At 74.8% G+C, this 13,642-nt stretch carries 11 protein-coding genes; 6 read left to right on the top strand and 5 right to left on the bottom strand.

Going from position 1 to position 13,642, the window contains the following annotated elements:
* The first annotated feature begins 117 nt into the window (after positions 1-117).
* From NFS20_RS03515 to NFS20_RS03505, 3 genes are all read left to right on the top strand, one after another.
* Positions 118-447, top strand: coding sequence for a WhiB family transcriptional regulator (locus NFS20_RS03515; RefSeq protein ID WP_251150597.1), 330 nt, complete (start codon positions 118-120; stop codon positions 445-447).
* A 145-nt stretch (positions 448-592) separates the two neighbouring features.
* A complete protein-coding gene (locus tag NFS20_RS03510; RefSeq protein WP_251150335.1) occupies positions 593-3,988 on the top strand; it encodes a glycosyltransferase in 3,396 nt (1,131 codons plus the stop codon).
* Entirely contained in the window at positions 3,985-5,637 is a 1,653-nt protein-coding gene (locus NFS20_RS03505) for a DUF5719 family protein (RefSeq protein WP_251150334.1), read from the top strand. Before NFS20_RS03510 ends, NFS20_RS03505 begins: the two co-directional genes overlap by 4 nt.
* Before the next feature lie 21 nt (positions 5,638-5,658).
* Here the strand turns inward: NFS20_RS03505 and NFS20_RS22240 are convergent, their stop codons facing one another.
* Positions 5,659-6,252 (bottom strand): metallopeptidase family protein, encoded by a 594-nt coding sequence (locus NFS20_RS22240; RefSeq protein ID WP_353050411.1) that lies wholly within the window; start codon positions 6,250-6,252, stop codon positions 5,659-5,661.
* A 132-nt stretch (positions 6,253-6,384) separates the two neighbouring features.
* On the opposite strand from NFS20_RS22240, the gene NFS20_RS03495 reads away from it, so the two are divergent.
* The gene (locus NFS20_RS03495; protein ID WP_251150333.1) at positions 6,385-6,738 is read left to right on the top strand and encodes a DUF3499 domain-containing protein; all 354 of its coding nucleotides are present in this window, start codon (positions 6,385-6,387) and stop codon (positions 6,736-6,738) included.
* 68 nt (positions 6,739-6,806) lie between these two features.
* On the opposite strand, the gene manA is transcribed toward NFS20_RS03495, so the two are convergent.
* Positions 6,807-8,036 (bottom strand): mannose-6-phosphate isomerase, class I, encoded by a 1,230-nt coding sequence (manA, locus tag NFS20_RS03490; protein ID WP_251150332.1) that lies wholly within the window; start codon positions 8,034-8,036, stop codon positions 6,807-6,809.
* Positions 8,037-8,192: 156 nt separating this feature from the next.
* Here manA and NFS20_RS03485 point away from each other — a divergent pair, with 156 nt between their 5' ends.
* Both NFS20_RS03485 and NFS20_RS03480 read left to right on the top strand, forming a co-directional pair.
* Positions 8,193-9,689: a phosphomannomutase/phosphoglucomutase gene (locus NFS20_RS03485; protein WP_251150331.1), complete on the top strand. Its 1,497-nt coding sequence runs from the start codon at positions 8,193-8,195 to the stop codon at positions 9,687-9,689.
* Complete coding sequence (locus NFS20_RS03480; protein WP_251150330.1) at positions 9,686-9,874, top strand: Trm112 family protein; 189 nt, start codon at positions 9,686-9,688, stop codon at positions 9,872-9,874. Before NFS20_RS03485 ends, NFS20_RS03480 begins: the two co-directional genes overlap by 4 nt.
* 68 nt (positions 9,875-9,942) lie before the next feature.
* Here the strand turns inward: NFS20_RS03480 and NFS20_RS03475 are convergent, their stop codons facing one another.
* From NFS20_RS03475 to NFS20_RS03465, 3 genes are all read right to left on the bottom strand, one after another.
* Positions 9,943-10,875, bottom strand: coding sequence for a glycine betaine ABC transporter substrate-binding protein (locus NFS20_RS03475; RefSeq protein ID WP_251150329.1), 933 nt, complete (start codon positions 10,873-10,875; stop codon positions 9,943-9,945).
* Positions 10,876-10,980: 105 nt separating this feature from the next.
* On the bottom strand, positions 10,981-11,850 hold the full coding sequence (locus NFS20_RS03470) for an ABC transporter permease (RefSeq protein WP_251150328.1): 870 nt from the start codon (positions 11,848-11,850) through the stop codon (positions 10,981-10,983).
* Positions 11,847-13,256 (bottom strand): quaternary amine ABC transporter ATP-binding protein, encoded by a 1,410-nt coding sequence (locus NFS20_RS03465; protein WP_251150327.1) that lies wholly within the window; start codon positions 13,254-13,256, stop codon positions 11,847-11,849. The genes NFS20_RS03470 and NFS20_RS03465 overlap by 4 nt, the downstream gene beginning before the upstream one ends.
* Positions 13,257-13,642: the final 386 nt, after the last annotated feature.

Genomic DNA, 13,642 nt, shown 5'->3' with positions numbered 1-13,642 from the left:
TCGGGATTTCACCCCGGCGCCTTCGCGGGGCTATCACATTTCGGCTTGACGGCTGAGGACGACACGCGTGTAATTTCTTCAATGCAGTTTCTCGTGAACGGCATGAAGGGGCGCACGATGTGGAACATTCTGGACGGAGCCGGAGCGGACATTCCCTCCGACGCAGGGCGTGAGGTGGAGCGGGTAGCACCGGTGCTGCCGCTCTTCGGCGAGCCGGTCGACGACGGGCTCATGGGATGGCAGGAGCGTGCCCTGTGCGCGCAGACCGACCCGGAGGCCTTCTTCCCGGAGAAGGGCGGGTCCACGCGCGAGGCCAAGAAGGTCTGCACGGGCTGCGAGGTCCGCGCGGAGTGCCTCGAGTACGCGCTCGAGAACGACGAGCGCTTCGGCATCTGGGGCGGACTGTCCGAGCGGGAGCGCCGCAAGCTCAAGCGCCGCGTGGTCTGACGGCGGTCGAGGCCTGAGGGGACGGGCGGCACGAGCGCCGTCCCGACGTCCGTGCGGGCCTTCTCCGGCGGGGTCCGACACCCCGCCACACCGGGGCGCGCAAATGCCGGGTCCGGCGCCGTCCTCGTCGCATGATCGACGGGACATGACTTCCGCGGACCTCACGAGCAGCACGCGCGCGGCCCTCCCCGGGCCGGCGCAGACCGTCGTGCGCGCGCCCGTCGGCGCCGCGCCCCCGGCGTCACCCCCGACCGGTGTGCCGGTCTCGGCGCCCGACGTCGTCGCGACGGTGACCGGTGCGCTTCCCGTCGTCGTGAGCGTGACCGCGGTCGTCGTCACGCGCGGCGAGACCCCGTACCTGCGCCGCACGCTCGCCGCGGTGCGCGCCCAGACGAGCGGCCCGGACGCCGTGGTGGTCGTCGACGCGGCGAGCGCGGGGGCCGCCGGTCAGTACCCCGACCTCCACCTCGGCGACGCCCGGTTCGTCGCGGCGCCCAGGGCCCGCTCGTTCGGCGACGCCGTGGACGCCGCCCTCGCGAACCACGACGCGGGCACCTGGCTCTGGCTCCTGCACGACGACTCCGCGCCGGCGCCGGACGCCCTCGCCGAGCTGCTGCGCGCCGTCGAGCACTCGAGCGCCGTGGCCGTCGCGGGCCCGAAGCAGGAGCGCTGGTCGCCCGGCACGGCGTCCGAGCCGGCGGACCCGTTCGAGGCCGGGAGCCCGGGGCACCTCCTCGAGGTCGGCTTCACGACGACGCCGCTCGGCCGCCGGATGACGGGCATCGACGACGACGAGATCGACCAGGGCCAGCACGACGCGCGCGACGACGTGCTCGCCGTCGGCCTCGCGGGCGCGCTCGTGCGACGGACCGTGTGGGAGGAGCTCGGCGGGACGGACCCGGAGCTCGGTGCGTTCGGCGACGGGCTGGACCTGTGCCGCCGCGCCCGGCTCGCGGGACACCGGGTGGTCGTCGTCCCGTCCGCCGTCGTGCGTCACGTGCAGGCCTCGCTCCTCGGGCTGCGGGACCGGTCCGCGCGCCGGCCCGGTGCGGAGGCGCCCCGTCCCGACCCGGACGCGTCGTACGTCCAGCGACGACGGGCGCACCTGCACGCGCGTCTCGTCGGGGTCGCGCTGCCCTGGGTGCCGTTCGTCGCGCTGGCGATGCTCGTCGCGGCCCCGTTCCACGCGATGTACCGCCTGCTCGTCAAGCAGCCCGGCCACGCGCGCGACGAGATCGTCGCGCCGCTCTGGGCGCTGGCACGGGTCGGGCCGGTCGTGCGGGCGCGCCGACGGGCGGGGCGGACCGCGCGGCTGCCGCGCAGCACGCTGCGCCCGCTCAAGGGGACGTGGCGCGAGGTCCTCGCGGAGCGCCGGGACCGTCGCCTCGCGCGGGCGGAGCTGCGGCGCACCGTGTGGGCGCCCACGGACATCGAGCGACGCGAGCTGCGCGCCCTCGCCGTGCGCCGTCGTGCCGGGCTGGGCGGCGTGGTCCTTGCGCTCGGCGGGCTCACCGCGCTCGTGTTCGGCCCGCTCGTCGGTCCGCTCCTGTCCGGGGGGCGGCTCGTCGGCGGAGGCGTCCTCCCGGCCGGCAGCACGCTCGGGGACGTGTGGCGGGCGGCCACGACAGGGTGGGTGACGACGGAGCTCGGGGCGTCGGCGCCTGCCGACCCGTTCGTCTCCGTGCTCGTCCCCGGTGCGCTGCTCGCGGGCGGGTCGGCGCAGACCGCCGTCGACGTCCTCGTCCCGGCCTGCTTCCTCGTGGCCGGGCTGGGCGCATGGTTCGCGGCCGGCACGCTCACGCGCTCGGTGGCCCTGCGCGGGTGGGCGACGCTCGTCTGGGTCGCGGCGCCGAGCCTGCTCGCGTCCGTCGCCTCGGGGCGCGTCGGTGCCGTCCTCGCGCACGCCGCCCTGCCGTGGGTCGCGCTGACCGTCGTGCGTGCCGTCGGGCTGCAGCGGGTCGACGTCGTGGCGCCGGCGACGCCCGACGCCCCACGCCGCGCCCCCCGTCCCGAACCGGGCTCGCTCGCCGCGGCGGCGGCAGCCGGCTTCGCGTTCGCGGTGGCCGTCGCGGGGGCGCCCGTCCTGCTTCCCGCGGGTCTCCTCGCGCTCGGTGTCGCCGCGCTGGGCGTGCGCCGCCACCGCCGCTATCTCGCCCTCGTCCCGGTCCCCGCGGTCGTCGTCTTCGCCCCGTTCCTCGTGCACGCCGCCCGCACCTGGTCCGACGGCGGGTGGCGGCTCCTGCTCGCCGACCCCGGGTCCCCGGTCGCGTCGACCGCGGCCCCCGGGTGGCAGCAGGTGCTCGGCCTGCCCGTCTCCCCCCAGCCGTGGTTCGGCGCGGACGGGGCGGGCGCCGCCGACCTCCTCGCGCGGTGGGCGCCCCTCGTCGCGGGTGGCGTCGTCGTCGTGCTGGCCGCCGTCGCGGTCCTCCGGGGACGCCGCGTCGCCGCGGGCGCCTGGTTCGTCGCGGCCGCCGGGGTCGGCGCGGGGATCCTCGCGGGAGCGACGACGGTCGCGCCCGGTCCGTCGGTCGACGCGCCGGTCACGGGCTGGCCGGGTGCGGGTGTGTCCCTCGCGCTCCTCGCGCTCCTCGGCGCGGCGCTCGCCGGGCTGCCCCGTCTCCCGGAGCGCGACGCGGCCGCGTGGCGCACGGGCAGCGTCGTCGCGCTCGCGCTCGTCGTCACCCTGCTCCCGCTCGGGACGGTCACGTCGTGGACCGCGCAGGTCCTCGACCGCTCCGACGCGAGCGTGGGAGCGGTCCGCGCCACCACGCAGCCCGTCGTCCCACCGGTAGGCCGCCAGACGCAGACGTCCCCACGGCAGGCCCGCGTCCTGACGCTCGAGCCCGGGGAGGACGGCGTCGTCGCGTACGCCGCGCTGCGCGGGGACGGACCCCAGGCCGTGGACTCGTCCGCCGTCGTGCGGTCGCGGCAGCAGGTCGCGCCGGGGGCCGTCGAGGCCGACCTGCCCACGACGGTCGCCGAGCTCACCGCGGGCACGTCCGACGACGCCGCGGCGCGCCTCGCGCGGCTGGGCGTCGGGGCGGTCCTCGTCCCGGCGTCCGTCCCGGCGGACCAGGACCGGGCCGAGCTGGTCGCCCGGCTCGACATGGTGCCGGGCCTCGAACGGATGACGGAGGGACAGTCGGAGGTGACGTGGCGGGTCGCGCCACAGGGTGTCGAACCCTCGTACGCGCGACTGGAGACCGACGACGGCACGGTCGAGCCGCTCGAGGCCGACCGGAGCGCACTGCGCCCCGTCGACGTCGGGGTGGCAGCCGGGCCGGCGGACCGCACCGTCGTGCTCGCGGAGAACGCCGCTCCTGGCTGGCGCGCGACGCTCGACGGGCGAGCGCTCGACCCCGTCGACCCGGCGCTCACGGGCGGGTTGCAGGCGTTCGCCGTCGGACCGGACGACGGACGTCTCACGATCTACCACGCCGCGGACCACCGGACGGGGTGGCTGGCGGTCACGGGCGTCGTGCTGCTCGTGTACGTCCTGCTCGCGGTCCCGGTGCGGCGACGTCGGCCGGTGGCACGATGACGGCCCGGCGCTCCGTCGCCCGTCGGCTCGCGACGACCGGCGCAGGGGTGGTCGGCATCCTCGCCGTCGGCGCGGTCGCGGCGTTCGGCGGTGTCCTGACGGACCGTGTCCCCGAGCCGGAGGTCGCCGACCCCGTCGAGCACGTGACGGTGGCCCCCGCGCAGGACGTCCTCGTCTGCCCCGGACCCGCGCGGCTCACCGACCCCGAGGCGGTCGGGGACGCACAGTTCGGGCCGGCGCCGGTCGGTACGACGAGCGTGCTGCGGGCTGCGGTCGCGGGTGACGCGACGTCGGTGCTCACACCGCTCGACGGCAGCGAGGGCGTCGAGCTGGACGCCGGCGCCGACACGGCCGGTCCTGCCGCGACGACGGTCGAGGACCCGACCGTCGGGTCCGTGCTCGCGGTCCGGCCGGGCGACGGCGACGCGCCGCGCCCCGCGGCGGCCGTGGGCTCCGTCACCACCGCGGGCGACCTGAGGGGTCTCGCCGCGGCGAGCTGTGGTCGGCCCGGGGTCAGCCACTGGCTCGTCGGTGGCAGCACCGAGGTCGGCAGCAGCGCGCAGCTCGTGCTCCAGAACCCCGGGCTGACACCCGCGACCGTCCAGGTGAGCGTCTGGGGCCAGGGCGGCGAGGCCGTGCTCGCCGGCGGCGGGCAGCAGCTGGTGGGTCCCGGCGAAGAGGTCGTGACGCTCGTCGAGGCCGCCGCGCCCGAGCAGCGTCGACTCGTCGTGCACGTCGAGGCGTCCGGCGGGCTCGTCTCCGCGTACCTGCAGCACACCACCCTCGACGGACTCGTCCCTCTCGGGGTCGAGTACGTCGTGCCGGGCACCCAGCCGACGCACGACGTCGCGCTGACGGGGTTCGCCAGCGTGGGCGAGGCCGTCGACGACCCCCACGCGCCGCAGGTGCGCGTGCTCGCACCCGGCCCGGACCCGGGGACGGCGCGCGTCGTCGTCCACGGTGCGGACGGCGTCGTCCCGCTGCGCGGGGCGGAGGAGGTCGCGCTCACCCCGGGCGTCGTGACGGACGTGTCCCTGGGTGGGCTGCCCGAAGGCCGGTACACGGTCGCGGTCCACGCCGACGTCCCCGTCGTCGCGGGGGGGTCGGTCGACCGGCGCGGCGAGCCGGACCCGGACCTCCTCCACGACGAGCGGCAGTACGACCGCGCCTGGATCGCGGCGGTGCCGCTCGCGGAGCCCGACGCCGCGGGGTCGACCCCGGCGGGCCAGGTCGCGCTCGTCCCCGGCACGTCGTCGAGCCTGTCGCTCGCCGCGGTGCCGGTCAAGGACGGGGCTTCCGACCCTCCTGCCGGAGAGCTCGAGCTCGCGGTGCGCGGCTACGCCGCCGACGGGTCGCTCCTCGGGGAGGAGACGGTCGCCGTACCGGCCGGGACGACGACCACGCTCGACGCAGGGTCGTTGCGACCGGAGGGGTCGGACGACCCGCCGGCGACCGTCACCGTCGACGTCGTCCGCGGCGCCGAGGGAGTCGTCCCGCTCTGGTCCGTGCTCGCGAGCGCCGGCCCGCCGAGCGGGGACAAGGGCGACAGGACGCCGAGCCTGCTCTCCGTGCTGCTCCCGGTCGCGGACGGCTCCGCGCCGCGCGAGGTCGCGGTCCGCGCGTCGGGCACGGCGGGGCTCGGCCCCTAGTCCTGGCGCCCGGTCGGGGCGTCAGTGGTCGCCCGTGTAGCGCGGGTCGATCTCCTCGGGCGAGCGGGCGAGCAGGTGCGCGACCTGCTCGACCACCACGTCGCGCACGAGGTCCTCGAGATCCTCGGCGTCGAGCGCCCGCGCCTCGACCGGCCGGCGGTAGACGACGACCCGGGACGGCTGGCCCGACTCCGCCGGGAAGCACCGCCCGAGCGGAACGACGCCCTGCTCCCACGGCGCGGGGTCGGACGGCGGGACGTCCTCGACGGCGAACTCGGTGCCCCGGAGCTGCTTGGACCACGTGCGCTCGACGCGCTCGACCACGTCGACCACGACGTCGTCGAACCGCTCGGCCCGCGTCCGGTTCGCCGGGGCGGACGGCGGGAGGAGCGGCCCGCGGAGGCCGCGGCCCCGACGGTCGCGCCGTCGTGCCGCCGGGCCCTGGCCACCCGGTCCGGGCGCTCGCAGCGGGATGTCGAGGTCGTCGAACGACGGTTCGCCGGGCGCCTGCTCCACCGGCGCCGGGGGGCGGCGACCGGCGGCCCGGTCGCGCGACCGGCGACCGCGCCCCGCCGGCTCGGGCCGGGAACCGGGGAAGGAAGGGATGCCGCGCACACGACGACTGTAGACGCGCAGGCGGGCCGCTGTCCTTCTGCGGTCCTCGCCGTGACGTGCCGTGCCGCGGCACCGTGACCGCGACGGCGTGTGCCGCGTCCACCGACCTGGCGAAGGGCGTAAGGTCACCCCGTGAGATCCGTCAGGCAGTGCTCGCGCACGGCGTGCGTCCGTGCCGCCGTCGCGACCCTCACCTACGTGTACGCCGACTCGACGGCGGTCCTGGGCCCTCTCGCGCACCTCGCCGAGCCCCACAGCTACGACCTGTGCGCCGAGCACGCCGAGCGACTCACCGCCCCGCGCGGGTGGGAGGTCGTCCGGCTCTCCCCGGAGTTCGTCGAGACCGGCCCGAGCGACGACGACCTGTCGGCGCTCGCGGACGCCGTCCGTGAGGCGGGCAAGGTCCGGAGCGAGCCCGAGCCGGCCGCCGTGACCGAGGTCGGGCGGCGCGGCCACCTGCGCGTGCTGCGCGCCGAGGGGGACTGAGCCCGGCGTTCGCCGGCAGGGCGCGCCTGTCGTCCTCTACGGGGTCCGCACGCTACGGCGTCCGCACGCTACGGCGTCCACACGCAGACGACGTGGCCGTGCCCGCCGACCTGCAGGGGCCCCGCAGCGTGGGGCACGAACGCGGACTCGCCCCGGGCGAGGACCAGGTCGTCGTGGGTGCCGTGCAGCACCGCCTTCCCGTCCAGGCACAGGACGATGCGAGGGCCCTCCGACGGGAACGTCAGGGTCTCCTCCTCGTCGACGTCGGCGACCACGAGGCCGAACTCCTCGACCGGGACCCGGTACGTGTGGACCTGTCCGCGGTCGCCCGACGTGGTGACGGTGGGGACCGTGGGACCGCTCGGCTCGAAGACGGCGCACTCGACCAGCGCCGCCTCGTCGACCCGCTTCGACGTGAGGCCCGCTCGCAGCACGTTGTCCGAGCTCGCCATGACCTCGATGCCGAGGCCGCTCACGTAGGCGTGCACCACGCCGGCCGGGATGAACAAGGACTCGCCGGGCTCCAGGGTCACCCGGTTGAGCAGGAGCGAGACGAGGGCTCCGGGGTCGCCGGGGTGCTGCTCGGCGAGGAGCATGACCGTGCGGTCGGCTCGCTCGTAGGGAGAGCCGCCGTCCAGGCGGCGGCGCACGGACTCGAGGGATGCCTCGAGCGCGGCGGGAGTGCCCGCGTCGTGGCGCGACGCGACGAGTCCTGTGAACGCGGCGCGGATGCCGCGGGCCGACCTGTCCGCGGCGAGCACCGAGCGGACGGTCGCGACGAGCGGTCCGTCGAGACCGTCGAGGAGGGAGAGGACGGCGCGCGGGGTGCGGAAGCCGACGAGCCCCTCGAACTGCGAGAGCGCGACGACCATCTCGGGCTTGTGCTGGTCGTCGTGGAACGAGCGGTCGGGCGAGCCGTGGGGCAGCCCGTCGAGGTTCTCGCGGTTGAACCCGGCGCGTGCGTGGTGGGGCCGAGGATGCACCTGGAGCGAGAGGGCACGGTCGGCGGCGAGCACCTTGAGCAGGTACGGCAGTCGCGGGCCGAAGGCGTCCGCGACGCGTCGTCCGAGCATCCCCTCCGGGTCGCCCTGCACGAGGTCGGCGAGCGAGACCTGCTCGGGCACGTCGCCGGGTGCCGCGTCGAGCACGGTCGACGGCGCGCTCCGGTGTGCACCGAGCCAGAGCTCCGCGGCGGGCCGGCCGTCCGGGGTCGAGCCGAGGAGCTCGTGGATCCGTGTGGGCGATCCCCAGTCGTAGTGCTGGACCGTGTTGTCGAGCCGGAAGTGCCGGTTGTGCATGCTGAGAGGTCTCGCGTCCGTCGGGCGGGGGCGCGTCCTGCCCTCCGCGGTCCGATGAGTTCTCCGGCCAGCGTAGCCGAGGGCCCTCGACCTCCCGGGTGCCGCGCGGGCGGGACCCGAGGAGAGCCTGCGGCCCGTCCCCACTACTGTTGTCGGGTGACCACGAGCGATCTCTCCCACCTCATCAAGGCCTACGACGTCCGGGGTACCGTCCCGGACCAGCTGAACCCGGAGGTGACGAGGGCGATCGGCGCCGCGTTCGCCCGGGCCGTCGTGCTCCCGGAGGCACCGGTCGCGGGCGGCGGCACGGCCGCGCGGCCGAGCGTCGTCGTCGGGCACGACATGCGGGACTCCGGGCCGGAGCTCGTGGACGCGTTCGCCGCCGGGCTCGCGGACGCGGGCGTGGACGTGACCCGGATCGGGCTCTGCTCGACGGACGGGCTGTACCACGCGTCGGGCGTGCTCGGCGTGCCGGGCGCTATGTTCACCGCGAGCCACAACCCGGCCGCGTACAACGGCATCAAGCTGTGCCGCGCGGGCGCGCGCCCCGTCGGGCAGGACTCGGGCCTCGCGGAGGTCCGCCGCCTCGCGGAGAGCTACCTGGACGACGGCCTCCCGACCGCCGTGGACGAGCGCGGCGCGGTCGCCGACCGCGACATGCTCGCGGACTACGCGGCGTTCCTCCGCGGTCTCGTCGACCTCTCCGGCATCCGTCCCCTCAAGGTGGTCGTGGACGCAGGGAACGGCATGGGCGGGTACACGGTCCCCGCCGTCCTCGGGACCGGCGCAGGCCTGCCGGCGCTGCCCCTCGACGTCGTCCCGCTGTACTTCGAGCTCGACGGGACCTTCCCGAACCACGAGGCCAACCCGCTCGACCCCAAGAACCTCGTGGACCTGCAGGCCGCGGTCGTCGAGCACGACGCCGACCTGGGCCTCGCCTTCGACGGCGACGCCGACCGCTGCTTCGTCGTCGACGAGCACGGCGACCCGGTCTCGCCGTCCGCGATCACCGCGCTCGTCGGGCTGCGCGAGGTCGGCAAGGAGCTCGAGGCAGGGCGCACCCCGACCGTGATCCACAACCTCATCACGTCGCGAGCGGTCCCGGACTTCCTCGGTGCCGCGGGCGCGAGGACGGTGCGCACGCGCGTCGGCCACTCGTTCATCAAGGCGCAGATGGCCGACAACGACGCCGTGTTCGGCGGCGAGCACAGCGCCCACTACTACTTCCGCGACTTCTTCTTCGCGGACACGGGCATGCTGGCCGCGATGCACGTGCTCGCGGCGCTCGGGAACCAGCCGCACCCCATGTCGGCGCTCGGGGAGATGTACGAGCCCTACGTCGCCTCCGGCGAGATCAACTCGACCGTGGCCGACGTCCCCGCGGCGCGGGCCCGCGTGGTCGAGGCCTACGTGACGCAGCAGGGCGCCGGACCGGTCGACGTCGACGAGCTCGACGGCCTGACCGTCTCGCACTGGGACTCCCACCCGCAGTGGTGGTTCAACCTGCGTGCGTCCAACACGGAGCCGCTGCTGCGGCTCAACGTCGAGGCCGCGGACCAGGACATCCTGGAGAAGGTGCGCGACGACGTCCTGTCGCTCGTGCGCGCGGCCGACGCCGCGGCGTCGGGCACGACGAGCGAGGAGCGAGCATGAGCCTGAACGTCGACCCCTGGGTGCGCGAGGCCCTGCGCTGCCCGGTGACGGGTGCGACGCTCGTGGACGGCACCGGCCCGGACGGCGCGCCCGAGCTGCACTCGACGGACGCGGAGCGACCCCTGGCGTACCCCGTGCGCGACGGGATCCCGGTCCTCCTCGAGGACGACGCCCGGGCGCTCTGAGCGCCGACGGCACACGCACGAAGGCCGGCTCCCCGTGAGGGAGCCGGCCTTCGGTGTCGAGGTGCGGGTCAGACGCCCGCGGCCTCCTTGAGGTCGTCGACGAACGTCGGGTTCTCCTCGAGCCACGCCTCGACGGCCGCATCCTCGTCGGAGTACTCGTCGGAGTTGAACATCATGTTCTCGAGCGAGAACAGCTGCTCGTCGTCCAGCTCGAAGGCCCCGACGAGCTTCGTGAGCGTCGGGTAGCGGTCCTCGAAGTCGCCCGCACCGTACGTGTGGATCTCCTCGGCGTCGCCCAGCGTGCCCTCGGGGTCCTCGAGGTCGCGGACGGGGAACTCGTCGTAGGCCCAGTGCGGGCGCCACAGGGTCACGGCGATGTTCTCGCCGGAGTCGGTCGCGCCCTTGAGCTCGGCGAGCATCGCCGGGGTCGACGAGATGGTGTAGTCCATGTCCTCGAGGCCGTAGGTCGGGATGACCTCCTCCTGGGTGACCTTCGTCAGGCCCGCGCCCGCCTCGATGCCGACGAGCTTGTTGCCGTACTCGTCGGCCATGTCCGCGAGGTCCTCGAGCGACTGGGCCGGGGAGTCCTCGTTCACCGCGACGGTGAGCTTGGCGTCGTCGTACCAGACGCCGAGGTCGGAGACGTCGTCCCCGTACTCGTCGAGGTAGGACGCGTGCGTGATGGGCAGCCACGCGTCGAACAGCAGGTCGAAGTCGCCGCCGGCGAGACCGGTGAAGACGATGCCGATGTCGGCCGTCTGCGTCTCGACGTCGTAGCCCTCGTCCTCGAGGATCGCCTTCCACAGGTGGGAGACCGCGATGCCCTCGTCCCAGCCGGAGGGGATGCCGATCGAGACCGACGTCTCGTCCTCGCCCGTGGAAGCGTCGCCGGAGTCCCCGGACTCGGTGTCGGACGCGCAGGCGGACAGGCCGAGGCCGAGGACGGCGGCGGTGGCGACGGCCGCGGTGCGGCGACGGGTGGTGGTACGTGCGGGGGTCATGAATTCCTTCCTGGGGTCCTGCGGACCCGGGGGCGGTGGTGCCCGACGGCGCGCGGACGCGCCGTCGGACGGCTGGCGGGGTGGGCCGGGCGGCCCGGCGGTGGCTCAGACGCGCGCGGCGGCGAGAGCCCGGGAGACGGGTGCGCGGTCGGCGAGGGCCGACGTCACGCGGTCGAGGAACATCGCGAGGATGACGACGGACAGGCCGGCCTCGAAGCCGAGCGCGACGTCGATGCTGCTCAGCGCCTGGACGACGGGCTGCCCCAGGCCGCCCGCGCCGACGAAGCCGGCGATCACGACCATCGACAGGGACAGCATGATCACCTGGTTGACGCCCGCCATGATCGTGGGCATCGCGAGGGGGAGCTGGATCTGGCGCAGGATCCGGCCCGGGGTCGAGCCGAACGCGTGGCCGGCCTCGACCACCTCCTTGTCGACCTGGCGGATGCCGAGCTCGGTGAACCGCACGCCGGGCGCCATCGCGAAGACGATCGTCGCGATGATGCCGGGCACGGGGCCGGTGAGGAAGATGACGACGGTCGGGATGAGGTACACGAACGCCGGCATGGTCTGCATGAAGTCGAGCACGGGTCGGACGGTGCGCGAGACCCGGTCGTCGCGTGCCGCCCAGATGCCGAGCGGGATCGCGATCGCGAGGGTGATCGCCGTGGCCAGGAGCACGAGCGCGAGCGTGTCCATCGCGTTGTCCCACTGGGCGACCCCGGCGATGACGAGGAAGCCGACGAGCGAGCCGACGGCGAGCTTCCACCCCTTGGCGGCGAGCGCGAGCGCGGCGAGCGCGAGCGCGACGATCCAGAAGGGCGGGGTCGCGAGCACGGTCTCGAAGACGTCGTAGATGCTCGTGAGCACGTCCTTGATGACGTCGAAGACGGGGTCGAAGACGTCGGTCACCCAGTCGACGAAGGCCTCGACCCACTCGCCGAGGGGCAGCCGGGGAACGAGCGTGTCGGTCATCGGGCACCTCCCTCGGTCACGGGGCGGCCGTCCACGGCGCCGTCCTCCACGGGGTGGTCGGCCAGCGCGGCCTGCGCGGGCGGAAGGTCCTCGGCGCGGCCGTGCGCGACGGCCTCCCGGACCGCGGGCACGGAGACCTCGCCGGTACGGGGCTGGTCGCCCGGGACCATGGCCTCGAGCAGCGTCACGCGGGGCACGACGCCGACCAGACGGCCGGAGCCGTCGGTGACGGCGACCGGCAGCGGGGACTCCGCGGCGGGCGCGAAGATCTCCGCGAGGGGGGTGTCGGGGGAGACGGGCGCGACGCCGTCGCGCACGATGCCGTCGAGGGACTCCTTGCCGGCCTTGAGCGCGGTGACCGCGTCGGCATCGCGCACGACGCCCTGGAGGCGGCGCTGGCGGTCGACGACGTACGCGGCCGACACCTGCGCCTCGCGCATGGTGCGGCTCGCCTGGCGCGGGCCGCCACCCATCGGGACGACGACGGCCGGGCGCACCATCACGGACGACGCGGTGAGGACGCGCGTGCGGTCCACGTCGGCGACGAACTGCGCGACGTAGTCGTTCGCGGGGTCGGAGAGGATCTGCTCGGCGGTGCCGATCTGGACGATGCGGCCGTCGCGCATGACGGCGATCCGGTCGCCGAGGTGCATGGCCTCGTTGAGGTCGTGCGTGATGAAGACGATCGTCTTGCCGAGCGTCTGCTGGAGCTCGAGGAGCTGCTCCTGCATCTCGCGGCGGATCAGCGGGTCGAGCGCGCTGAACGCCTCGTCCATGAGCAGCACGTCGGTGTCGGCCGCGAGGGCGCGGGCGAGCCCGACGCGCTGGCGCATGCCGCCGGAGAGCTGCGACGGCAGCGAGTCCTGCCAGCCGCCGAGCCCGACGAGGTCGAGCGCCTGCTGCGCCTTCTCGCGGCGCTCGGCCTTGCCCATGCCCTGGATCTCCAGGGGGTAGGCGGCGTTGTCGAGCACGGTGCGGTGGGGCAGGAGCGCGAAGTGCTGGAACACCATGCTCACGTGCTTGCGGCGCAGCGCGCGCATCTGCTGGGCGTCCGCCTGCGCGAGGTCGGTGCCGCCGAGGAGGACGTGGCCCGAGGTCGGCTTCCACAGGCCGTTGAGCATGCGGATGAGCGTCGACTTCCCGGAGCCGGACAGTCCCATGACGACGAAGATCTCGCCCTGCTTCACGTCGAAGCTCGCGTCGATGACCGCGGCGGTCCCGAGGGGCTTGACGTCGTCGCGCGACGCGCCCTGCTCGAGCCGGCGCACGGCCTCGACGGGCTTGCGCCCGAAGACCTTGTAGACGTCGCGGACCGAGAGCGCGGTCTCGCGCTCGCCCGTCCCGGCGTGCGCGGTGCCGACGGATCCCTCCGTCCCTGGTGATGCGGTGGTGCTGAGTGCTGTCATGCGGCGGTGTCGCCACCTTCCGTCCGTGGACCAGCGCGTGGGCACCGGACGGGTCACCCCGCAGCGGGGGACGTCGACGGTGAGGGGCACGAGGAGAGGCCCCGGTGCGCGGACGTCCTCCCTCGGGCGGCTCGTCCGGCCGACGCTCCCTGCAGGGTCGGCGCACACAGGACCTCACGCTGATCCGATGTCAATCGGTTCACCTGCACCCTGCCTCAATCCAGGCCGAATTGCGACCGAGGTCCCCTGGATCGCGGACGATTGCAGGTGGATTCTTGACCCACGATCGTTGCGATCGTGCGGATCGCGCCGGATCGCGGATCGTTACCTCTTCGTGATCTTGATTCGGTCAAGAGATCGTGCTATCGCGCGCGTCCGCGCGCGCT

The sequence above is a fragment of the Cellulosimicrobium sp. Marseille-Q4280 genome, assembly GCF_943181405.1.
Lineage (GTDB): Bacteria > Actinomycetota > Actinomycetes > Actinomycetales > Cellulomonadaceae > Cellulosimicrobium.
This window is presented reverse-complemented; position numbering and strand designations above follow the sequence as displayed.

Excerpts from the sequence above, each read along its gene's own strand:
- NFS20_RS03465 (WP_251150327.1), bottom strand. The coding sequence starts at position 13,256 with ATGACAGCACTCAGCACCACCGCATCACCAGGGACGGAGGGATCCGTC.
- NFS20_RS03505 (WP_251150334.1), top strand. The coding sequence starts at position 3,985 with ATGACGGCCCGGCGCTCCGTCGCCCGTCGGCTCGCGACGACCGGCGCA.
- NFS20_RS03480 (WP_251150330.1), top strand. The coding sequence starts at position 9,686 with ATGAGCCTGAACGTCGACCCCTGGGTGCGCGAGGCCCTGCGCTGCCCG.
- NFS20_RS03510 (WP_251150335.1), top strand. The coding sequence starts at position 593 with ATGACTTCCGCGGACCTCACGAGCAGCACGCGCGCGGCCCTCCCCGGG.
- NFS20_RS03475 (WP_251150329.1), bottom strand. The coding sequence starts at position 10,875 with ATGACCCCCGCACGTACCACCACCCGTCGCCGCACCGCGGCCGTCGCC.
- NFS20_RS03515 (WP_251150597.1), top strand. The coding sequence starts at position 118 with ATGTGGAACATTCTGGACGGAGCCGGAGCGGACATTCCCTCCGACGCA.
- NFS20_RS03470 (WP_251150328.1), bottom strand. The coding sequence starts at position 11,850 with ATGACCGACACGCTCGTTCCCCGGCTGCCCCTCGGCGAGTGGGTCGAG.
- manA (WP_251150332.1), bottom strand. The coding sequence starts at position 8,036 with ATGCACAACCGGCACTTCCGGCTCGACAACACGGTCCAGCACTACGAC.